This is a genomic window from Stenotrophomonas sp. AGC87 (genome assembly GCF_057333975.1).
Genome location: NZ_JBHFHW010000038.1, coordinates 84,200 through 106,699 on the forward strand (window position 1 = coordinate 84,200; position 22,500 = coordinate 106,699).

At 65.2% G+C, this 22,500-nt stretch carries 18 protein-coding genes and 1 tRNA gene; 10 read left to right on the forward strand and 9 right to left on the reverse strand.

What is annotated here, in order from left to right; all coding sequences use genetic code 11:
* Nucleotides 1–183 precede the first annotated feature (183 nt).
* Entirely contained in the window at nt 184–924 is a 741-nt protein-coding gene (locus tag ACE026_RS15390; RefSeq protein ID WP_486039706.1) for a hypothetical protein, read from the forward strand.
* Between the two features lie 33 nt (nt 925–957).
* Here ACE026_RS15390 and treA read toward each other — a convergent pair whose 3' ends face one another.
* Nucleotides 958–2,586 carry an alpha,alpha-trehalase TreA gene (gene treA / locus ACE026_RS15395; RefSeq protein WP_486039707.1) on the reverse strand — a complete coding sequence of 543 codons (1,629 nt, stop codon included), beginning with the start codon at nt 2,584–2,586 and terminating at the stop codon, nt 958–960.
* Between the two features lie 162 nt (nt 2,587–2,748).
* On the opposite strand from treA, the gene ACE026_RS15400 reads away from it, so the two are divergent.
* The 3 genes from ACE026_RS15400 to ACE026_RS15410 all read left to right on the forward strand — a co-directional run bounded on the left by ACE026_RS15400 (nt 2,749) and on the right by ACE026_RS15410 (nt 4,651).
* Nucleotides 2,749–2,824 (forward strand) — tRNA-Thr (locus ACE026_RS15400).
* Between the two features lie 407 nt (nt 2,825–3,231).
* A complete protein-coding gene (locus tag ACE026_RS15405) occupies nt 3,232–4,083 on the forward strand; it encodes an RHS repeat-associated core domain-containing protein (RefSeq protein WP_486039708.1) in 852 nt (283 codons plus the stop codon).
* Nucleotides 4,073–4,651: a hypothetical protein gene (locus ACE026_RS15410; RefSeq protein WP_486039709.1), complete on the forward strand. Its 579-nt coding sequence runs from the start codon at nt 4,073–4,075 to the stop codon at nt 4,649–4,651. The genes ACE026_RS15405 and ACE026_RS15410 overlap by 11 nt, the downstream gene beginning before the upstream one ends.
* Nucleotides 4,652–4,883: 232 nt before the next feature.
* On the opposite strand, the gene ACE026_RS15415 is transcribed toward ACE026_RS15410, so the two are convergent.
* The 6 genes from ACE026_RS15415 to ACE026_RS15440 form a co-directional block, all read right to left on the reverse strand.
* The gene (locus tag ACE026_RS15415; protein WP_486039711.1) at nt 4,884–7,964 is read right to left on the reverse strand and encodes an efflux RND transporter permease subunit; all 3,081 of its coding nucleotides are present in this window, start codon (nt 7,962–7,964) and stop codon (nt 4,884–4,886) included.
* Nucleotides 7,961–9,061, reverse strand: coding sequence for an efflux RND transporter periplasmic adaptor subunit (locus ACE026_RS15420; RefSeq protein WP_486039712.1), 1,101 nt, complete (start codon nt 9,059–9,061; stop codon nt 7,961–7,963). The genes ACE026_RS15415 and ACE026_RS15420 overlap by 4 nt, the downstream gene beginning before the upstream one ends.
* A gap of 49 nt (nt 9,062–9,110) precedes the next feature.
* Complete coding sequence (locus tag ACE026_RS15425; RefSeq protein WP_486039713.1) at nt 9,111–9,743, reverse strand: TetR/AcrR family transcriptional regulator C-terminal domain-containing protein; 633 nt, start codon at nt 9,741–9,743, stop codon at nt 9,111–9,113.
* Between the two features lie 76 nt (nt 9,744–9,819).
* Nucleotides 9,820–11,154, reverse strand: coding sequence for a GGDEF domain-containing protein (locus ACE026_RS15430; protein WP_486039714.1), 1,335 nt, complete (start codon nt 11,152–11,154; stop codon nt 9,820–9,822).
* Complete coding sequence (locus ACE026_RS15435; protein WP_486039715.1) at nt 11,151–11,957, reverse strand: alpha/beta fold hydrolase; 807 nt, start codon at nt 11,955–11,957, stop codon at nt 11,151–11,153. Before ACE026_RS15435 ends, ACE026_RS15430 begins: the two co-directional genes overlap by 4 nt.
* Before the next feature lie 35 nt (nt 11,958–11,992).
* Nucleotides 11,993–12,337, reverse strand: coding sequence for a hypothetical protein (locus tag ACE026_RS15440; protein ID WP_486039716.1), 345 nt, complete (start codon nt 12,335–12,337; stop codon nt 11,993–11,995).
* A 70-nt stretch (nt 12,338–12,407) separates the two neighbouring features.
* Between ACE026_RS15440 and ACE026_RS15445 the strand changes: the two genes are divergently transcribed.
* The 5 genes from ACE026_RS15445 to cyoD all read left to right on the forward strand — a co-directional run bounded on the left by ACE026_RS15445 (nt 12,408) and on the right by cyoD (nt 17,846).
* Nucleotides 12,408–13,412: a 2-hydroxyacid dehydrogenase gene (locus tag ACE026_RS15445; protein WP_486039717.1), complete on the forward strand. Its 1,005-nt coding sequence runs from the start codon at nt 12,408–12,410 to the stop codon at nt 13,410–13,412.
* 375 nt (nt 13,413–13,787) lie between these two features.
* Nucleotides 13,788–14,852, forward strand: a complete 1,065-nt coding sequence (gene cyoA, locus ACE026_RS15450; RefSeq protein WP_313211101.1) for a ubiquinol oxidase subunit II — start codon at nt 13,788–13,790, stop codon at nt 14,850–14,852.
* Between the two features lie 8 nt (nt 14,853–14,860).
* A complete protein-coding gene (gene cyoB / locus ACE026_RS15455) occupies nt 14,861–16,858 on the forward strand; it encodes a cytochrome o ubiquinol oxidase subunit I (protein WP_313211122.1) in 1,998 nt (665 codons plus the stop codon).
* 20 nt (nt 16,859–16,878) lie between these two features.
* Entirely contained in the window at nt 16,879–17,496 is a 618-nt protein-coding gene (cyoC, locus tag ACE026_RS15460; RefSeq protein WP_121043454.1) for a cytochrome o ubiquinol oxidase subunit III, read from the forward strand.
* Nucleotides 17,496–17,846, forward strand: a complete 351-nt coding sequence (cyoD, locus tag ACE026_RS15465; protein WP_121043457.1) for a cytochrome o ubiquinol oxidase subunit IV — start codon at nt 17,496–17,498, stop codon at nt 17,844–17,846. The genes cyoC and cyoD overlap by 1 nt, the downstream gene beginning before the upstream one ends.
* 111 nt (nt 17,847–17,957) lie before the next feature.
* Here the strand turns inward: cyoD and ACE026_RS15470 are convergent, their stop codons facing one another.
* Entirely contained in the window at nt 17,958–20,021 is a 2,064-nt protein-coding gene (locus ACE026_RS15470; RefSeq protein ID WP_486039718.1) for a putative bifunctional diguanylate cyclase/phosphodiesterase, read from the reverse strand.
* 148 nt (nt 20,022–20,169) lie between these two features.
* Here ACE026_RS15470 and radA point away from each other — a divergent pair, with 148 nt between their 5' ends.
* Nucleotides 20,170–21,549 carry a DNA repair protein RadA gene (radA, locus tag ACE026_RS15475; protein WP_121043463.1) on the forward strand — a complete coding sequence of 460 codons (1,380 nt, stop codon included), beginning with the start codon at nt 20,170–20,172 and terminating at the stop codon, nt 21,547–21,549.
* 30 nt (nt 21,550–21,579) lie between these two features.
* Here radA and ACE026_RS15480 read toward each other — a convergent pair whose 3' ends face one another.
* On the reverse strand, nt 21,580–22,374 hold the full coding sequence (locus tag ACE026_RS15480) for a cytochrome C assembly family protein (protein ID WP_486039720.1): 795 nt from the start codon (nt 22,372–22,374) through the stop codon (nt 21,580–21,582).
* Nucleotides 22,375–22,500: the final 126 nt, after the last annotated feature.

The window sequence follows — 22,500 nt, forward strand, 5'->3', positions numbered from 1 at the left end:
GCGATGGTGGCACGGACGCTCATGCTTGGAAAACACGGGAAGGCACTACTGGCAGTGGTACTCATCGCTGCGGGCGGTATCTCCGTAGGAGCGCTGGCACTGCGCAGTCAGGACAGCGTTCCGGCTGGCCAACACGTGCGGAGCACTACCAGTGAAGCTGCTTCTCCGGTGGCCCTCAGTGGGATGCGCGTGCCTGCCTCGGTCACTTCGCTACCGCCGGCACCGGGCACGTTTCGTTCGTTGGGGCCCAAAGCCTACGAGCTGTCGCGCCAAGGCTCGAGCCGTCCACCGGGCGATGCGCTGGCCTATGTCCAGCAGTTGCTGCCGCGCTCGAAGGCTGGCGACGGTACCGCCAGCTACGACATCTATCTGACCGTGCTTGAGTGCCGCACGTTCACCTCCGACCGGGTGGATCAACTCGCGCAGTCCGCGGCACTGGTGGGTGCAGAGAAGGCATTCCTGGAGCGCTCCGAGCGTCTGCTTCGCGAGTGCGGCGCACTGGTGCTTGATCGCGATCTGTACCCCGGCAACTGGCTGGAACAGGCGGCGCTGCAGGGCTCTGTTGAGGGTCAACTGGGCTACGCACGCTCGCCCGAGGATGTGCTGGGCACCTACGCGGATATCCTGGAAGACCCGGAGCGGGCCGTGGCGTGGAAGCACACCGCAGGGCAATACCTGGAAACACTGGCCCGCAGCGGCAGCATCGATGCGGTCGCCAAGCTGGCCCAGGATTACGAACACGGCGGCATCGTGCCGCGCGATCCGGTGGCCGCCTATGCCTACAACCTGGCCTTGCAGCAGGTGAATCCCCACTACGTCTCTCCGCTGGTCATGCAATCGCTGGATGCCGAATTGAGCGCAGACCAGCGGGCACGCGCACGGCTGCTGGCCAACACTGTCCACGGGGCATGTTGCGTGCCATAGCGCGCATGACGTTCGCGCGGCGCGGGTGGTGGATCAGTCCGCGGCGTCCACATCCTGGGCGCTCTGGCACGCACGCTTCGGTGCACACAGCCGATCCAGCAGCGCCAACGTGACCCCGTTGCTCCAGCCAAAGCCATCCTGCAGCGGGTACTCGCCGCCGCCGCCGCCGGTGGCCGAACCGTCCACCACGTACTTCTCCACCAGCTTGCCCTCGCGGTCATACACCGTCTGCACGGTGCGCAGGAAGCGCGTGCCGATCCGGCGGGCGAGGGTGTCCTGCCCATAGCGCTGCAGCCCGTCCACCGCAACCCACTGCAGCGGCGCCCAGCCATTCGGGGCATCCCATTGCTGGCCGGTCGTCACGGTGGTGGTCAGCAGCCCGCCATCGCGCAGCAACTGAGCCTGGACGGCCTCCGCGGTACGTCGCGCCTGCGTGCGACCAGCGACGTCCAGCCACAAGGGGAACAACGCCGCCGCGGTCAGGGCAGGGCGGGTCTGGCCGCGCTCCAGATCGCGATCCACGTACCAGCCTTGCTCGTCATCCCAGAGCAGCTGGTTGATGGCGTGCTGACGTGTCTTCGCGAGTTGGGCAAAGGTGCGTGCAGCGCTGCGATCACCGGCTGCCTTGCTGGCGCGGGCCAGGGTCGTTTCCAGATGGAACAGCAGGCTGTTCAGATCGACCGGCACGATCGCCGTGGTATGGATGCTCGCCAACGCAGACGGCTCGGCGAGCCAGCGCGAGCTGAAATCCCAGCCCGATTCCGCACCGGCGCGCAGGTCGCGATACACCTGCGAAGGCGCGCGCTGCGGCGCCAGGGCGGCGGTGGCCAGATCGTCCCTCCACGACTCGGTTCGCGGCACCGCGCGGCCATCCCAATAGCGGTTGAGCAGTTGCCCGTCCGCCAGCCGCACGACGCGTTCGCGCGCCTCGCCCGCTGCCAGCGTTTCCGCGCCGCGCATCCAGAACGCATGCTCGATGCGCAGCTGCGGCAGGTAACGGCGGTAGGCATCATCGCCTTCGTGGGTGGCGAGTAAACCCACCATCAGGCTGAAGAACGGCGGCTGCGAGCGGCTGAGGTAGTAGCTGCGGTTGCCGTTGGGGATATGGCCGTAGCTGTCGAGCTGGAACGCGAAGTTGTCCACCATGTTGCGCACCTGCTGCCAGCGACCACTGGAGGCCAGCCCGAGTAGGGTGAAATAGCTGTCCCAGTAGTACACCTCCCGGAAGCGCCCGCCGGGCACGACGTAGGGCTTGGGCAGCGGCAGCAGCGAGCCGTTCGGATCCACGGTGCCGGTGGTGCGGGTCAGCACCGGCCATAGCCCATCGATGTGCGCGCGCAGTGTCTCGCCCGCTGGCGGCACGTAGGGCTGGGTGTCACGAGGCACTGCGAAGTGCTCGGCTACGAAGGCTGCCAGGTCGAATACGGGCTCAGTCCTGGCGCGCTGCCACTGGGTGAGGAGGGCAGCGCTGGGCTGGTGGGGCACTGCATCCGCGAAGGTCTTCTGATCCTTGAACAGGTGTGCGCCCTGGACCTGCTGGAAGAGTGGCTGCCACTGCTGGTCCGGCGTCGGCGGCATCGGCCCCGTGCCTTGTGCCAGCGCGGGGACACTGAACAACAGGGATGACAGCAGCAGGCCGGCCAAGCGGGCACAGGGGCGCATGGGATGCCTCCGGAGGTGGGGAATCCACTGTAGAGGCTGGTGCGTCAAGGCTTGGTGCTGCTGGAGCACGTCGGGCCAGCCCGTTGGCGCGCGGCGGTTCGGCGGCGCGCGCGCTTCCCTGATTGACCAAAGTGGCCTGCACCCCCTAGAATTCACGACCTCGCCGGAATAGCTCAGTTGGTAGAGCGGCGCATTCGTAATGCGTAGGTCGTAGGTTCGATTCCTATTTCCGGCACCAGATACAGCAAAAAGCCCCGGCCTTGGTCGGGGCTTTTTGTTTGTACTTCTGTAGCGGCGGCCGATGGATGTGAGAAAGCGCGACACCCCGTCAGGTAGTGCCAGCCCCTGGCTGGCAGCCCAGAACAGTTGAACCCCTCTTCTCACTCGTACGTCGCCTTCGGCTTACCTGGCGCTTCACGTTTCGGGCAGAGCTCGACGTGAAATGGCGTCTTAGGCCTGAGTATCGCGATTCAATATCCCGTTCGCCCATCCTGTGCTATGAATTCGATGCCTTACTGGAAGGCTCTTTCAGGGATTTGAAGGATGTGCAGGTTCAAGGGAAATGCAGGCGGTGTGTCGACCCGCTTCAGGGGATTGGACGATCGAATTCGAAAGCTGGGTGCCGTAGGCGCCTGGCTATGCTGCGTGCTGCTGATTGGCTTCGGCGTGGCACCAGCCGCAATCGCACAGGCGGTCACGTACATTCACACCGACGCCCTTGGCTCGGTTGTGGCCGAGAGTGATGCCAATGGCAATGTGATCAAGCGCTATGACTACGAACCCTACGGGGCCGTTGTCGGTGGTCAGGTCACGGACGGGCCGGGATACGCCGGGCATGTGACCGACTCGGCTACCGGGCTGAGCTACATGCAGCAGCGGTATATGGATCCGCAGTTGGGCGTGTTCCTGTCGGTTGATCCGGTAACAGCGTATGAGCAGCCTGTAGGACAGTTCAATCGGTATCGATATGCCAACGGGAACCCGTATAAGTTCACGGATCCGGATGGGCGCTCTGGAAAGCCGATCCTTCCGTTCATGGATCGGGTCGAAGTTAGATCGGAGCTCTCCGCGGGGGCCATCAAGGTGGAACGTATGCCTCAGTCGGACATGGGGCCGACAGTGGCTCAAGGGACAGTAGTTTTGCTGCCGCAACGCTCAATGCAGGGTGAGCCAGCCAGTGTCGGGACGGCTGTATTGGATAGCTTGCTGAACTTCAGTCAGTCAGAAGGTAAGTCTGTGGAAGTGACAAGCGGTCAAAGAACCGTGCAGCAGAACTCAGACGTTGGAGGAGCTCAGAAGAGTCAGCACCTGCAGAATAATGCGGCTGATATAAGAATATCGGGTTACACAAAAACGCAGACTGCCGACGCAGCGCATGCATCCGGGAACTTCAATCGAGTGAACGAGTATCCTGATAACCGGGGTGTACATGTGGATCTAAAGTCGGGCGGTAATCAAGGGCGGTTCAATAACTGGAAGCCTCAGCGTGAAAAATAACTTTCTAGTTTTGCTGGCTATCGTTCTTTCAGGTTGCGGCGCAAGCTGGTCACAAGAGTCAGCGGGAAGCAGGGCGCCGCGTACAGAAGAGTCCTCGACGCAACCTTCTGATTGGATGGTGGATCCAGTCAGTGGATCTTTTGGACCGCTTCACGTCGGGATGTCCAAGGAGAGAATTATTTCGCTCGATCTTCCCATCAAGTGGGGGGAAGACCAGCAGGAGGGGCTGACGTATGAAGTAGTAACCGTGAGTGCGCCGGGCGACATCGCGATTGAATGCGTCCTCAGTGACGATATTGTGTATAGGTGTTCGAGTGAGTCGAAAAGGCTGCGTGATCCAGCGGGGGAGGGGGTTGGTTCATCTCTCCGTGAGCTGAGGCGTGCCCACCCGCAGGGGCGCCTTCTAGTTAGCTATGAGAATGGTAAGAATGCGAATTTCGTCTTGGGTGGGCGAATGATGTTCGCGATGGATGTTCGTTTGATCAAGGAGGAGTGTTTCGAGTTGGAGCAATGCGTTTTCGACGAGGATGCTCTCCGCGTCGTACGTATTGTTATAACGGATGTCTGACGCAGGCACAGACGAGTCCTTGTGGATCCCGCATGACGGGTGCTTCGCAAATGAGGGGCTGGATCAACGCCCCTTCGCGAGCCTGAGGACGTGCGCGACGCAGTGCACTGGTGGATGATCGATTACAACGAGACCCGTCCATGTGACTCCCATTGCGGCGTGAGCCCCGTCGAGTACTGTGCCGCTCACGTCAGAAGCTCTACTTTAGACATGTCTGCTTGACCGGGGGGGCTTACGACTCCGCACCACTCCCCACCGGATGCGACGACCGCCGCCGGAACTTCCGCGACAGCCAATCCCCCGCATCATCCACCACGGTGAAGGCCGCCGGAATCACGATCAGGCTCAGCAGCGTGGAGGTGATCAAGCCACCGATCACGGCGATCGCCATCGGTGCACGGAAGCTGGAATCGCCGGCAAAGCCCAGCGCGATCGGCATCATGCCTGCGCCCATCGCCAGCGTGGTCATGATGATCGGCTGTGCACGCTTGCGGCAGGCATCGATCAACGCGTCGTGCTGGCTCATGCCGTGTTCGTCTTCGGCCATCACCGCGTAATCCACCAGCAGGATGGAGTTCTTGGTGGCGATGCCGATCAGCATCAGCAGCCCGATCAGCGCCGGCAGCGAGAGCATGTTCTGGGTGATCAGCAGCGCGCCGAACGCGCCACCGGCACACAGCGGCACCGCGGCGAGGATGGTGATCGGCATCAGGGCGTGGTTGAACAGCAGCAACAGCACCATGTAGATGCAGATCAACCCGGCTGCCATGGCCAGCATGAAACCGATGAACAGCTCGACGAACACTTCCGCATCGCCGGTGTTGAGGAAGGTGACGCCCGGCGGCAACTGCTTGACGCCCGGCAGGGCCTGCACTTCGGTCATCACATCGCCCAGTGGGCGACCGTTGAGTTCGGCGGTGAGGGTCACGTTGCGCTGGCGCTGGTAGCGTGAGATCTGCGAAGGGCCACTGCCTTGCTGGATGTCAGCCACGGCCGCCAGCGGTACCGGGCCATTGCGGCCGGGCACGCGCAGCTGGCTGATCAGGCCCGGGTTGGCGAGCGGGGCTTCGGCGAAGCCGACCCGGATCGGCACCTGCCGGTCGGGCAGGTTGAGCTTGGCCAGGCGCTGTTCGTAATCGCCAGCCGTGGCGATGCGGGCGGCCTCGGCGATATCGGCCGTCGCCACGCCCAGGTCGGCAGCGCGGGCGGGGTTCGGCAAGATCTGGAGTTCCGGGCGCAGCAGCGAGGCCGTGGAGGTGACGCTGCCCAGGCCCTGGATACCGCGCAGGTCGCGCTCCAGCGCAGTGGCGGCATCCTGCAGGCGCTGCGGGTCGTCACCGGAGAGCACCAGCTGCAGCAGGTTGCCGGGCTCGGAGCTGACATAGCTGACCCGCACGCCGGGCAGGTCGGCCAGGCGCTCGCGGGCCTCACGCTCCAGCACGCGTTGGTCGCGGTCCCGTCCGTCGGCGCTGCCCCAGTCAAGGACCAGGGTGGCCTTTCGCGGCTCGCCGATGCCGGTCGCGCCGGGGTCGCCCAGGTCCAGCACGCTGCCGACGGCGGTGTAGACCTGCTGGAGCTCGGGCATGTCCTTGAGCAGGCCGCGCGCATGCTCGGCGACGGCCACAGTTTCCTGCAGGCGGGTGCCCGGCGGCAGCTCGAGATTGAGGTTGCTGCGGCCCAGATCGGACTGTGGAATGAAGGTGGCCGGGATGAAGGGCACCAGCGCCAGCGAGGCCACGAACAGGCCGGTGGCGATCCACAGGGTGCGGCCACGATGGCGCAGCGCGGCGTCCACCCAGCCCAAGTACCACGTCATCAGCTTGGATTCCGGCTTCTCCTCGCCATGTGGCTTGAGCAGGTAGGCGGCCATCATCGGGGTGAGCAGGCGGGCCACCAGCAAAGAGAACAGCACGGCAGTGGCGGCGGTCCAGCCGAATTCGCGGAAGAACTTGCCGGCGATGCCCGGCATGAAGGCGACCGGCACGAACACGGCGGCCAGGGTCAGCGAGGTGGCGATTACCGCGTTGCCGATCTCGCCGGCGGCCTCGCGCGCGGCTTCCAGCGGTGGCTTGCCCATGCGCAGGTGGCGCACGATGTTCTCGATCTCCACGATCGCATCGTCCACCAGGATGCCGACCACCACGGAGAGCGCCAGCAGCGTGATGATGTTGAGGGTGAACCCGAAGAAGTACATCACCGCGAACGTCGGGATGATCGACAGCGGCAGCGCCAACGCGGACACCCAGGTCGCGCGCCAGTCGCGCAGGAACAGCCACACCACCAGCAGCGCGAGCAGTGCGCCTTCCCAGAGCATGGTCATCGAGGAATCGTAGGAGCGGTGGGTCTCATCGATCGCCGTGGTGACCAGGCGGAAGTCGATGCCCGGATGCTCGGCCTTGATCTTGTCCAGCGCGTCATGCACGCCGGCCTCCACCTTGACCTCGCTGGAGCCGCGGGTGCGCGACATCGAGAAGGCCACCACGCCCTTGCCGTCCAGCAGGGCGGCCTCGGTGGGATCGGCAGCGCCGTCGGTCACCGTGGCCAGCGTGGAGAGCCGCACCGCGCGGCCATCAGGCAGGGCGATGGAGTAGTCGCGCAGTGCCTGTGCGTCACCGACGGTGCCCAGCGTGCGGATGGTCTGCTGCGCGCCTTCGACCTCGGTCTTGCCGCCGGCACGCTCCACCTGGATGCGGGCCAGCTGCTGGGAGACATCGCCGGCGGTGATGCCCATCGCGATCAGCGCATTGGGATCCAGGTCCACCCGCACCTGGCGCTGCACGCCACCCACGCGGGTGACGCGCGCCACACCAGGCACGCCGTACATTGCACGCGAGATATCACGGTCGACGAACCAGCTGGCCTCATCGGTGGTCATGTGTGGGGCGACCAGCGCGTAGGTCATCAGCGAGCCGCCGATATCGACCTTGGAGATCACCGGTTCCTGGATGTCCTGCGGCAGGTCGGTACGGATGCGGGTAACCGCATCACGGGTGTCATCCAGCGCGGTGGCCAGATCGGCCTCGAGCTGGAATTCGATGGTGGTGGTGCTGACACCTTCGCTGACCGAGGACATCACGCGCTTGACGTTGTTGACCGTCGCGACCGAGTCCTCGACCTTGCGGGTCACCTCGGCCTCCAGCTGGCTGGGCGAGGCACCCGGCTGGGTGACGGTGACGGTGGTCATCGGGAAAGCGATGTCGGGGAAGCGCGCTACCGGCAGCTGATGGAAACCCCACAGGCCGGCCACGCACAGCACGAAGAAGATCAGCAGCGCGGGCAGGGGGCGGTTGATCGCCCAGGCGGAGATGTTCATCGGGCGGCGGCCTTGGTATCGGCCACCACGCGCACGCGGTCGCCCTCGCCGAGGAAACCGGCGCCATCCACCACCACCTGATCGCCCGCCTTCAATCCTTCAAGGATCGCGGTACGGCCCTTGACGGCCTGGCCGGTGCTGACGCGGTGGCGGGTAGCCTGCTGCTTGTCGTTCACGGTGAACACGTAGTTGTGGCCATCGCGCTGCACGATCGCCGCGGTCGGGATGGTCAGCACCGGGCCGTCGCCGGTGACGATGCGGCCATCTACGTAGATACCCTGCTTGAGCGGGCCGGGGGTTGGCAGGTCGGCATAGATCGTGCCGGTGCGGGTCTGCCCATCGACACCCGGGGTAACCGCGCGGATGCGGCCGCTGACCACCTGGCCGGCGTACGGCAGCTCCACAGTGTTGCCGACGGCGACATCAGCCAGCTGGTTCTCCGGCAGCTCCGCGCGCCACTCCAGGCGGCCATCGCGGATCAGGCGCAGCAGCTCGGTACCGGCGGAGACCACCTGGCCCGGCTGCACCAGGCGCTTGGAAATCAGGCCGTCGGCTGGTGCGCGCAGGTCGGCGAAGTCGCGGCGCAGCTTGGCCGCGTCACGCGCGGCACGTGCAGTGGCGGTCTGCGCTTCGGCGTTGATGCGCGAGGCGCGCAGCTCATCCAGGCTGCTTTCGCTGATCAGCTGCTGGGCGGCCAGCTTGGCGCTACGCTCGTAGTTCATGCGGGCCAGCTCCTGCGAGGCCTGCGCCTGTCGCAACGAGGCATCGGCCTGCGCCAGCTCGCTGTCCAACGTGCGATGGTCCACCTGCAGCAGCACCTGGCCCTGCTTGACCCATTGCCCCACATCCACCAGCAACGCGGTCACGCGCTGGCCACTGATCTCCACGCCGAGCTGCATTTCTTCATAGGCGGTCACCGGCCCGGAGACCAGCACCGTGCGGGCCATGGTCTGCTGCTGCGCGGGCGCCAGCGAGACCGGCAGCGCCGAGCTGGCGGCGGTGGCGTCGGCCGAGGCCTTGTCGTCCTTGCCGCCACACGCGGACAGCAGCGCGACAGCCAGGATCAGGGAAAAACTGCGGAGGTAGGGTGCACGCATCGAGAGGCTTTCCGGGTCGGAACAGCAGGAAAAGAAAGGAATCGGGAAATCAGGCGTCGCGGGACAGGTGCAGTCCGATGCCATCCAGCATCAGGCCCAGCCCCTGCTCGAAGCGGGCGTCGAAATCGACCTCGCTCCACACGTCACGGGCCTGCCAGCAATGGGGAAAGCGGGCCTCGGCCAGCGCCATGAACGCCTCACCCAGCGCCTCCATGCTGCCGTCGCCGGGCCAGGACTGTTCCTCGATGACGAAGCCCATCGTGTAGTACACCAGGTCCATCGAGGTGGTCGCGGCAAAGCGTGCCGGCGCGCCGGCGCCCATCAGCGCGGCGATGCTGGCCTCACCCACCCGCAGCACGTTCTCGGTCGCCAGGAAGGTGCCGGCATACACCCGTGCACCATCGCGGCGGGCCTTGAAGGCCAGGCGGAACTCGCGCCCGATCTGCAGCAGGGTCTGCCGCCATGGCTGCCCGGCGGGGATCGCACGGGCGACGTCGCTGATCATGGCGTCGGCCATGGCGTCGATCAGCGCCTGTTTGCTCTTGAAGTGCCAGTACAACGACGGCGCCCGGATGCCCAGCGAGCAGGCCACCTTGCGCAGGGTAATACCCTCCAGGCCAGCCTCGTCGAGGATCCGGAAGGCCGCTTCGACGATGTTTTCCCGCGCGATCGGTTGGCGCACTGTGCTCTGGCCTAACGTTGTTAGGGGGCGAATCTAACAGTGTTAGGCTGGCGCGGACAAGTGCCGCCCGCGTGCCTCAGAGGTTGATCAGCTTGGCCTGCAGCGCCGCCATCCGGACCCGGTTCCGGCCGCTGGTCTTGGCCTCATACAGCGCCTCATCCGCCCGGGCGATCAGGTCTTCCAGCAGTTTCTGGTCGCCACCCGGCAGCGCCTCGCCGATCGCCCCACCGACGCTGACGGAGACGGAGATCCGGTCGCCGCCCACCAGGATGGGGTCGGCCGCCACCGCACTGCGCAGCCGCTCGGCGGCGGCGGGAATCTCATCCACGGCGGACGCGGCCAGCAGGGCGATGAACTCTTCGCCGCCGAAGCGGGCAAACAGATCGCGCTCCCGCAGGGCATCCCGGCAGCGCCTGGCTACGACCTTGAGGACTTCATCGCCGGCGGGATGGCCGTAGGTATCGTTGATCTTCTTGAAGTGATCCACGTCCACCATCAGCACCGCCACCGCGCGGCCGTTGGCTTCGCGCGCGGCGATGATCTGTGCCGAGCATTCCTCGAAGTGACGGCGATTGGGGACGCCGGTCAAGGGATCGGAGGAGGCGAGGCGGCGCAGTTCGGCGGCCATCAGCAGATCGGCGGTGACGTCGGTGAACAGCCAGATGCGCCCGTGCGCCCCGTTGCCGCGTACCGGATGGGTGTCCACTTCGAAGGTGCGCTCGCCCAGGGTCCAGTTCTGCTTGGCGGCGAACTGGTCGTTGTTGATCTGGGCGCGGTAGGCCAGCTCGAGTTCGGCGTGGTTGTCGCAGCGTTGGCGCAGGGCGCGCATCGGGCCGGCGAGATCCGCCGCGCGGTGATCACCTGCCTTGCAACCCAGCAGTTCCGCAGCGTGCTCGTTGACCGCAGCACCTACGCCATCACCGTCGATCAGGACGATGCCCGCGGGCACGCTTTCAAACAGATCGAGGAACTGATTGCGGACGATGACCTGGCGGGCGGCCTCGCGGCGTGCGGACAACAGGCGTGCCACGCTCTTTGCCAGCAGCGCCATCTGCCCGGTCAGCCCGGCAGGCGCGGGTGGGTTTCGCCAGAGCAGCAGCAGGCCGCTGAGCGGCGCACCGTGGGAGGGGGCCGGGACGTAGAGCAGGCGGGCAGGGAGGCCCTCCAGCGCATGGATCACCGCAGTCGGCAGCCGGAACCCCGCCGCGTCGACGGCTTCATCGCCCCAGGTGTGCTCCAACAGGCCGCTGCGCGCCAGGTTGAAGCTCGATGAGGGCAGTGCCGGTGCTGCGGCAGCCCAGGTCGCCCTGCCGCCGTCTTCCACCTCCATCGCCATGACCAGGTCCGCGTGGGAGGCCAGGCGGGCAAACTGGCACAGCGCCGCGAGCGCTTCACTGTCGGACGTGCTCACCGGGCCCTTCCACTCAGCCGCTGTTCGAGGATGCGCATGACGTCATCCGGCGCGGTCATGTGCGGGAGATGACCCGAGGCATCGATCACATCCAGGGTGGCGCCATCGATCGCGTTGGCCAGCCAGTGGCCGACGGCGACCGGTACCGCCACGTCGTGCGCGGTCTGGATGAGGTGGACCGGCGTGGAAACCCGCGCAGCCAGGCTGCGCAGATCGGAGGTGAAGATCGTGCGCGACGTATTGAGGGCGATATCCGGGCGCATCTGGAACAGCGTATTGGAGAAATCGGCGACAACCGCGCTGTCCTCCACGCCGACGACCATCGGGGCGAAACCGGCGATCCAGGCCTGGTAGTTCGCTCGCATGCTCTCGAACAGCTGCTCCAGGTCCTGCGGCTTGAAGCCGCCGGTGTAGCCGTCGTCGTCGAGATAACGCGGCGACGCACCGATGATGACCAGGCGCTCGAACAGATCCGGCCGCGCAACGGCGGCGGCCGCGCCGATCATGCCGCTCATCGAGTGGCCGATGTAGGTGCAGTTGTGCACGTCCAGCTCGTCCAGAATGTCGATCAGATCGTCGGCATAGCCGAACAGTGAGCCGTGCCGTTCGAAATCGTAGGTCTGCGCACCGTGCGGACCGCAGCCGGCAAGATCGAAGGAGATCACATCAAAGCGTGCTTCAAACCAGGGGCGCAGGGCGTTCCATGCGGTCTGATCGGTACCAAAGCCGTGTGACAGGATCGCGACTGATTTGCCCGCACCGCTACGGCGCCCGTTGAACCGCTCGAAACTTTCCACGCACATCCACCCATGGCGTCTTGCAAGGGCCGAATACTAGGTCACGGCCGCGCGCGGGTCCAACGCGCGCCCGTGCCGAATACCAGTTGCCGGAGATAACCGCCGATGAAACCTGCGAAGGCCCCTGCGAGCGTATCGAGCAGTAGACGGGCCGCGGCGCGGGCGATACGGCTGGCATGCAGCCGCACCCACGGCAACAAGGTCATCGCCTGCGCACCGATCAGCAGGATCAGCACATCCAGCCCCAGCGCATCCACCACGGGCAGCAGTGGTGCAAGCAATGGATTGCAGGCCATCAGGGTTACGATCGCGGCAGTGAGCGCGAACAGGGCGCGTCGGCCCACCGGCGTGGCGGTCCAGCGGAGAAGGCGGGCAGTCAGGGACACGGCAGGCTCCAGGCAGTTGGCCGGAGTGTACTGCGGTATCGTCATGCTCGAACTCCCGCGGATCGCCCTCATGAAGATCGCCGTATTCAGTGCCCGCCCGTATGACCAGCGGTTTCTCGATGAAGCCAGTCAACGCCGCGGGGCAGGGCCGTCGTTCGAGTTCCTGTATTTCGATGCCGCACTGGAGGTGCATACCGCGGCACTGGCGCAGGAGTGCGAGGCGGTCTGTGTGTTCGTGAATGACCGGCTGGATGCCCCGGTGCTGCAGGCGCTGCATGCACTCGGGCTGCGCGCGATCCTGCTGCGCTGTGCGGGCTTCAATAATGTCGACCTGGCCGCGGCGGAGCAGTTGGGGCTGTTCGTGGCACGCGTGCCGGCTTACTCCCCCGAAGCCGTGGCAGAGCATGCCCTGGCCATGGTGATGACCCTCAACCGGCAGACCCACCGCGCCTACAACCGGGTGCGCGAGGGCAACTTCATGCTCGATGGCCTGCTGGGTCGCACGTTGCATGGCAAAACGGTGGGCATCGTGGGGACCGGCCAGATCGGCCTGGCCACCGCGCGCATCTTCAAGGGCATGGGCTGCACGGTGCTGGGCCACGATCCCTATCCGTCGGCGGCATTCGCTGCGATTGGCACGTCGGTCGCGCTGGATGAACTGCTCGCCCGCGCGGATGTCGTCTCGCTGCACTGCCCGCTGACGCCGGACACCCATCACCTGATCGACGATGCGTCACTTGCCGGGATGAAGCCCGGGGCGATGCTGGTCAATACCTCGCGCGGTGGGCTGGTGGATACCCATGCGGTGATCCGCGCGCTGAAGTCACGGCGCCTGGGGCATCTGGCCATCGATGTGTACGAGCAGGAGAGCGGGCTGTTCTTCCAGGACCGGTCCGGCGAAATCATCGACGATGACGCGTTCCAGCGCCTGATGACCTTCCCCAATGTGCTGGTGACCGGGCACCAGGGCTTCTTCACGGCCGAGGCGCTGCAGGAGATCTCCGCGATCACGCTGCGCAACATCGCGGACTTCGCCACGGGGGCGGACTGCCCGAATCGGGTACGGGCTGCCTGAGCGCAGCCGCGGTGACGGTGGCCGTCGGTGCGTGTACCGTGGCCGCCCGCAGGATGCTCGGCAGGACGCCCGTGACGAGGCGGCGACGTGCGCGCTGACCGGGGCCCCGGAACTGACCCGTTCATGTCTATACAAGGGCCGGAATGTTGCCGAATCGGGTCATTGCCCGGCACTGCGACAACGTGTCGCAGCCCAAAACAGGCCTTTCCTGCGCTGGATCATTGTCAATGCCTTTCTTAAATGATGCGTGACGGCCTAAAATTAGAAGGCTGACATGATCGTCCTTCGTGCCTGTCCCCTTGGACCGGCACCACCGGCTTTGGCTGGGACGGAGGCGGGCTTGAACTGGCATTCCCTACGCAATTGGATCGACCGATGATTCCGTTGAAACCCCTTGGACGCTTCCTGCGTCCGGGCCTGCTGTTTGCGTTGTCCGTGTTCCTGACGGGCTGCAACTCGGCCATCCTCAACCCGAAGGGCCAGATCGGCCACGACGAGAAGACCCTGCTCATCACGGCGACCGTGCTGATGCTGCTGGTTGTCGTGCCGGTCATCATCATGACCCTCACCTTCGCGTGGAAGTACCGTGCGACCAACACCAAGGCCCGTTATGAGCCGAAGTGGTCGCATTCCACGGCCATCGAAGTGGTGGTCTGGTCGATCCCGTGCATGATCGTGCTGGTGCTGGCCGTGCTGACCTGGCGTTCCTCGCACGCGCTGGATCCGTACCGTCCGCTGGACTCGGACAAGAAGCCGGTGGTGATCGAAGCCATCTCGCTGGATTGGAAGTGGCTCTTCATCTATCCCGAAGAGAACATCGCCACCGTCAACGAGATCACCTTCCCGGTGGATACCCCGCTGAACTTCAAGATCACGTCCGATACGGTGATGAATGCGTTCTTCATTCCGCACCTGGGCAGCATGATCTACTCGATGACGGCCATGGAGACCAAACTCCACCTGATCGCCAACGAGACCGGTGAGTTCCCGGGCATGTCCTCGCACTACAGCGGCGCGGGCTTCAGCAAGATGCATTTCTCCGCGCACTCGGTGACCGAGGCGGAGTACCAGCAGTGGCTGACCAAGGTGCGTGCCGAAAGCGCGACCCTGGACAAGACCGCCTTTGCTGCGCTGACCGCCGAGAAGAACCATGACTGGCACCCGGTGACCTACTTCGGTACCACCGAGGCCGGCCTGTTCGACTGGGTCATCGCCAAGCACATGGGCGACAACCAGCACTACGGCATGAAGCACGACCACAAGGCCATGAAGCATGACGGCGCCGAGGGCGAAAGCCACGAAGGCCACACCATGCCGGCCGCCGGTGAATCGCACGACGGCCACGCGATGGCTGAAGGCGATGCTGCTGCACACGCCGAACACACTGCAGACGAGCACGCCGCAGCCGGTCACACCGGTCACGGCGGCTCGGGAGAATGACCATGAATCTGTTGGGTAAATTGACGTTTGCCGACATCCCGCATGACCCGATCATCATCACCACGTTGATCGGTGCTGGTATCGGCGGCCTGCTGGTGTTGGCCCTGATCACCAAGTTCAAGCTGTGGGGCTATCTCTGGAAAGAGTGGTTCACCTCGGTCGACCACAAGAAGATCGGCGTGATGTACCTCATCGTCGCCTTCGTCATGCTGCTGCGCGGCTTCGCCGACGCGATCATGATGCGTGTCCAGCAGGCCATGGCCGCTGGAGGCAACGAGGGCATCCTGCCTCCGCATCACTACGACCAGATCTTCACCGCCCACGGCGTGATCATGATCTTCTTCGTGGCGATGCCGCTGATCACCGGCCTGATGAACGTTGTCGTGCCGCTGCAGATCGGCGCACGCGACGTGGCCTTCCCGTTCGTCAACTCGCTCAGCTTCTGGCTGTTCGTGGCGGGCGCGGGCCTGGTGATGATCTCGCTGGGTGTCGGTGAGTTCGCGCAGACCGGCTGGCTGGCCTTCCCACCGTTGTCAGGCAAGGAATACAGTCCAGGGGTAGGTGTCGATTACTACATCTGGGGCCTGCAGGTCGCCGGCCTGGGTACCACGCTGAGCGGCATCAACTTCTTCATCACCATCTTGAAGATGCGCACCCCCGGCATGAAGCTGATGCAGATGCCGATCTTCACCTGGACCGCGCTGGTCACCAACGTGCTGATCATCGCTGCCTTCCCGGTGTTGACCATCACCCTGGTGCTGCTGACCCTGGATCGTTACCTGGGCACGCATTTCTTCACCAATGACGGTGGCGGCAACGCCATGCTGTACATCAACCTGATCTGGATCTGGGGTCACCCGGAAGTCTATATCCTGGTCCTGCCGGCCTTTGGCGTGTTCTCCGAGGTCATCGCCACGTTCTCGCGCAAGGCGCTGTTCGGCTACAAGGGCATGGTCTACGCCACCGCCTGCATCGGCGTGCTGTCGTTCCTGGTCTGGCTGCACCACTTCTTCACCATGGGCTCGGGTGCCAACGTCAATGCCTTCTTCGGCATCACGACGATGATCATCTCGATCCCGACCGGCGTGAAGATCTTCAACTGGCTGTTCACCATGTTCCGCGGTCGCGTGCAGTTCACGACCCCGGTGCTGTGGACCATCGGCTTCATGGTCACCTTCACCATCGGCGGCATGACCGGCGTGATGCTGGCGATCCCGGCCATCGATTTCGTGCTGCACAACAGCCTGTTCCTGATCGCCCACTTCCACAACGTCATCATCGGCGGCGTGGTGTTCGGCATGTTCGCCGGCATCACCTACTGGTGGCCGAAGATGTTCGGCTTCCGCCTCAATGAAACCTGGGGCAAGCGCGCGTTCTGGTGCTGGTTCATCGGCTTCTATGTCGCGTTCATGCCGCTGTACATCCTGGGCTTCATGGGCATGACCCGCCGTATGCAGAGCTACCCGAACATGGAATATCAGCCGCTGCTGATCATCGCCATGTGTGGTGCCTTCATCATCGGTGCCGGCATCCTGTGCCAGATCATCCAGATCGCCGTGTCGATCCGTGACCGCAAGAAGACCGCCGACCTGACCGGCGATCCGTGGGACGCCCGTACGCTGGAGTGGGAAACCTCTTCGCCGCCGTCGTTCTACAACTTCGGCTCGCTGCCGCGCGTCAACGAACTGGACGAGTTCTGGGAGCGCAAGCAGCGCGGTGAGGCGTGGGAACGCCCGGCCAAGTACACCGACATCCACATGCCGCGCAACACCGGCACCGGTGTGGTGATCGGCGCCTTCAGCCTGGTGTTCGGCTTTGCGATGATCTGGCACATCTGGTGGCTGGCCATCGTGGGTCTGGTCGGCATGATCGGCACCTTCATCTGGCGCACCTTCGACAAGGACGTGGATTACTACGTGCCGGCCGCGGAAGTGGAGCGGATCGAAAATGAGCACCGTCGCCACCTGGTGGCGCAGGGCCTGGTGAAATCGGAGCTGAAGGCATGAGCACCACTATCCCCAACACCATGAACCCTGGGCACGCCGCGCACGCGGCGGCCCACGGCCATGACGACCACGAGCACCACGACACCGGCGGCAATACCGTCTTCGGTTTCTGGGTGTACCTGATGAGCGATTGCCTCATCTTCGCCACGCTGTTTGCGACCTACATCGTGCTGTCCGGCGGCACCGACGGCGGCCCCGGCCCGAAGGACCTGTTCGAACTGTCCTTCGTTGCCTGGGAAACCACGCTGCTGCTGGTCTCCTCGCTGACCTTCGGCCTGGGCATGATCGCCATGCACAAGCAGAAGGTGGGCCAGATGTACGCATGGCTCGCACTGACCTGGCTGCTGGGCTTCGGCTTCATGTGCATGGAAGTGTGGGAGTTCAACCACCTGATCCATCAGGGCTACGGTCCGGACCACAGTGCGTTCCTGTCGGCGTTCTTCGCGCTGGTCGGTACCCACGGTCTGCACGTGAGCGCGGGTCTGCTGTGGCTGCTGATCATGTTCATCCAGATCAAGCAGAACGGCCTGACCCAGACCAACAAGACCCGCATGGCGTGCCTGAGCCTGTTCTGGCACTTCCTGGATCTGATCTGGATCGGCGTGTTCTCCGTCGTCTATCTGAATGGAGCGCTGTAATGGCCGCACATGACAATCACGCACACGATCATGGCCACAGCGCTGCCGGCGAAAGCCATGGCAGCGTCAAGTCCTACCTGATCGGCTTCGTCCTGGCCGCCGTGCTGACCATCATCCCGTTCTGGGCGGTCATGCATGGCGACCTGCCGCGCTTCACCACCGGCGTCATCATCGTGGTGGCTGCGGTGCTGCAGATCCTGGTGCACCTGGTGTTCTTCCTGCACCTGGACCGCTCCTCGGAGCAGCGCTGGAACGTCAGCGCGGCGGCTTTCACCGTCGTGGTGATCGGCATCATCGTCGCCGGTTCGCTGTGGGTCATGCACAACATGAACGTGCACATGATGCACTGACGTCTTCGCGACGTTGCCACACGCAGAAAGGCCGCCCTCGGGCGGCCTTTCTGTTTGGTTCGCCCTCGCAATCCGTATGAGAAGCCGAGTCCCGCCGCGCCGAGCCGCGCGTTACGCCGCCCTCGCCAGCCGCATGAACTCCGCCGCATCCACCGGCCGCCCGAGGTGATAGCCCTGCAGCTGATCGCAGCCCATGTCGCTCAGGTACTGGCGTTGGCCCGCGGTCTCCACGCCCTCGGCGACGATCTGCAGCTGCAGCGAGCGGCCCAGCGCGATGATCGAGGAGACGATCGCCGCATCCTCGGCGTTGTCTTCCAGATCGTGCACGAAGGCCCGATCGATCTTCAGCTCGGTGGCCGGCATGCGCTTGAGGTAGAGCAGGCTGGAGTAGCCGGTGCCGAAATCATCGATGGAGATGTTCACGCCCATCGCGGTCAGCCCATGCAGGATCAGCAGGCTCGCTTCCACATCGCGCATCGCAGTGGTTTCGGTCACCTCCAGCGTCAGCCGCTTCGGGTCCAGCCCGTGTTTCTCCAGCGTGCGGCGCACGGTCTCCAGCAGCGTGCTCGAGCCGAACTGCAGGGGCGACAGGTTCACCGCCATTGTCCAGTCCGGATGCCCGGCATCGTGCCAGTGGCGCAGCTGCGCGCAGGCCCGGTCGAGCACCCAGTCGCCGATGGACAGGATCAGCCCGCTGCGCTCTGCGATCGGGATGAACGCATCCGGCGACAGCAGGCCCAGTTCGGGGTGCTGCCAGCGCACCAGCGCCTCGGCCCCGATCAGCGCGTTGCCGTTGGCCTGGAACTTGGGCTGGTAGTGCAGCACCAGCTCGCTGCGGCTGACCGCCTTGCGCAGTTCCTGCAGCAGTTTCAGCTGGCGGTTGGCGCTGACGTTGAGTGACTGGGTAAAGAAGGTATAGCCGTTCCGGCCCGAATCCTTGGTGTGGTACATCGCCGCGTCGGCGTGGGCCATCAGATCGCGCTCGGTGGTGGCATCGGCCGGGTACAGCGCGATGCCCAGGCTGGCGCTGACCTGCAGTTCCAGCGCATCGATCTCGAACGGTTCGGCCACGCTGGCGATGATCCGTTCGGCGACCACCGCCGCGTCTTCCGGATCTTCCACCTGGAACACGATGACGAATTCGTCGCCGCCCAGCCGCGCGAACGTGTCCTGCGCACGCAGCAGCGCAGTGATCCGCTCGCTGACCTGGATCAGGAGTTTGTCGCCGAGCTGGTGGCCGTAGGCATCGTTGATCGCCTTGAAACCATCGAGGTCGCAGAACATCACCGCGAAGCTGAACTGCCGGCGTTGTGCCTTCTCGATGGCCTGCTCGATCCGGTCCTGCAGCAGCATGCGGTTGGGCAGCTGGGTCAGCGGGTCGTGCAGGGCGGCCTGCATCAGCTTCTCGTTGGCCTGCGCCAGCGAATCGGCGAGCAGGCCGGTGCGGGTACGCATCTGGCGATCGAACACCGAGGCGATCAACGCGATCCCCAGCGTGGCCAGTGTCGTCACGATCACCAGCACGGCCAGCCATTTGGTATCGATGCCCTGACCGTACGCCGCGCCGCACAGCGCACCCTCGGGGAAGTTGGCTGCGGCCATGCCGGTGTAGTGCATGCCGACGATGGCCAGGCCCATCACCAGCGAGGCCAGGCCGCGCAGCAGGAACGGCCTGCGCTGCTCCAGGCGCAGCCGGAAGGCGATCCACAGCGCCGCACCGGCCGCGCCGATCGCGATCAGGATCGAGGCGGCAAACCACAGCGGGTCGTAGTCGATGCCCGGCTGCATCTCCAGCGCGGCCATGCCCAGGTAGTGCATGGCGGCGATGCCCAGCCCCATCAGCACCGCGCCCGCGCACAGTCGCGACCACGGCAGCTCTGCACGCGAGACCAGCCACAGTGCATACGCCGAGGCGCCCACCGACACCGCCAGCGAGTACAGGGTGATGGCCAGGTCATAGCCGACCGGGATCGGCAGGTGGAAGGCGAGCATGCCGATGAAGTGCATCGACCAGATGCCCAGGCCCATCGCGCCGGCACCACCGGCCAGCCACCAGCGGGCGACCCGGCCGCGGGTACTGGCCAGGCGACCGGCCATGTCCAGCGCGGTGTACGAGGCGAGGATGGCGACGAGCAGCGAGAACACGACAAGACTCTGGCTGTAGGTGCCGGTCATGGAGAAGCCTGGAAAGGGTTGAAGGAGGGCAGTGGCCCGCCGGAGTATCGGCATCGGGGCCGGAATCTTGAGCGGGGGCGCTCGGCGTCTCGGTTGCTGCGACGCGGCTCGGCTATCCTGCCCCATCGATTCTGAAGCGGAAGTGGACATGGCCAAGCGACTCACCGCTTACGTCTGCAGTGAATGCGGCGCCGAATACAGCAAGTGGCAGGGCCAGTGCACCGAGTGCGGGGTCTGGAACACGCTCAGCGAAATCACGCTGGAAAGCGCGACGCCCACCAAGTCCTCGCCGGCATCGCGCCGTTCCGGCTGGGCCGGCAAGGTCGATGCGCCGAAGATCATGGCGCTCAAGGACGTACAGCAGACCGAACACCTGCGGGTGAGCACCGGCATCGGCGAGTTCGACCGCGTGCTCGGCGGTGGCCTGGTCGAAGGCGCGGTGGTGCTGGTCGGTGGCGATCCGGGCATCGGCAAATCCACCCTGCTGCTGCAGGCGGTGGCGAAGATGGCTGCCAGCTTGCCGGTGCTGTACATCACCGGTGAGGAATCGCTCTCGCAGGTCGCTGGCCGTGCGGTCCGGCTGGATCTGCCGCTGGACAACGTCAACGCGCTGGCCGAAACCCAGGTCGAGGCGATCCTGCAGCATGCCAGCGTGGCCAAGCCGCGGCTGATCGTGGCCGATTCGGTGCAGACCCTGTGGACCGAATCGCTGACCGCTGCCCCAGGCTCGGTCAGCCAGGTGCGTGAGAGCGCCGCACGGCTGGTGCGCTTTGCCAAGGAAACCGGTACCGCCGTGTTCCTGGTCGGCCACGTCACCAAGGAGGGCGGCATTGCCGGCCCGCGCGTGCTCGAACACATGGTCGACGCGGTGCTGTACTTCGAAGGCGAGAGCGGCAGCCGATTCCGCCTGCTGCGGGCGTTCAAGAACCGCTTCGGCGCGGTCAACGAGCTGGGCGTGTTCGCGATGGGCGAGAAGGGTCTGAAAGAGGTCTCCAATCCCTCGGCGATCTTCCTTTCCGGCGGCAGCACCCAGCAGCCGGGCAGCTGCGTGATGGTGACCCGCGAGGGCACGCGCCCGCTGCTGGTGGAAGTGCAGGCCCTGGTGGACGCTTCTCCGCTGTCCAACCCGCGCCGGGTGGCGGTGGGGCTGGAGCAGAACCGCCTGGCGATGCTGCTGGCGGTGCTGCACCGTCATGGCGGCGTGCTGGTGGGCGATCAGGACGTGTTCGTCAATGTGGTGGGCGGCATCCGCGTGCAGGAGACCGCCGCCGATCTGCCGGTGCTGCTGGCGGTGCTGTCCTCGCTGCAGGACCGGCCGCTGGCCGAGAAGACCATCGCCTTCGGCGAGGTGGGCCTCTCCGGCGAGATCCGCCCCGTGCCCAATGGTGAAGATCGTCTGCGCGAAGCAGCGACGCATGGCTTCAAGCGCGCGATCGTGCCGAAAGCGAACGCGCCGAAGACCGGCAGCGTGAAGGGCATGGAGGTGATCGCGGTGGAACGGTTGTCGGAGGCGATCGACGCGTTGTGAGCGGCCTGCCGACCGTTGGTCGGCACGCCGCTATCGCGTGCGCCCGAACACCAGCTCGATCACGAACTGGCTGCCGAAGAACGCCAGCAGCAGCAACGCCATCGCGGTGAGGGTCCAGTGCACCGCCTTCGCGCCGCGCCAGCCATAACGGCGGCGCCCGATCAGCAGCGTGCCGAACACGATCCAGGACAGGATGCTGAGCACGGTCTTGTGTACCAGCTTCTGCGCCAGCAGGTCATCGACGAACAGCACGCCGGTGACCAGCGTCAGCGTGAGCAGTGCAAAGCCGACCGCGATCACCCGGAACAGCAGGGCTTCCAGGTCCGCCAGCGGGGGCAGGGCGCGCAGCCACGGGCGGAAATCACGGCGGCGCAGGGCGCGTTCCTGCAGCCACAGCATGATCGCCAGCAACGCGGCCACGCTCAGGGTGGCGTAGGCGAGCAGCGCCATCCACGCGTGCGTGGCCAACTGCCAGCCCAGCGGCTTGCTCGGCTCGTGGCCGTAGGCGTGATAGATCCACAGCACCACGGCGGCCATCGGGAATACCAGCACGCCAAGCGCTGCCATGCGGCCGCGCGCAGCCACCAGCGAGGTCAGCCACGCCATGCCCAGCCCGACCAGCGACAGGGCGGCGAAGAAGTGCATGTCCGGGCCACCACTGGTACGCATCGCCACCAGCACGTGATAACCGCCATGCAGCAGCATCGCCGGCAGCACCGGCCACAGCCAGGCCGGGGAGGTCACCGCATCATCGCGGACGACCGCGCGCACCAGCAGGCCGGTGGCGGTCAGATACAGCAGGGTCGCGATGAGAACGATTGTCATCGTGTCAGTTTCGCATACCCCCGGGGTGCTGGCGATGCCCGCAGCGCCGCCGTCAGGGCCGGTCCGGGAGCCGGGGCGGAACCGTTATACTGGCGGTCTCATTGTCTTTTGTTCTGAACAGGTCGC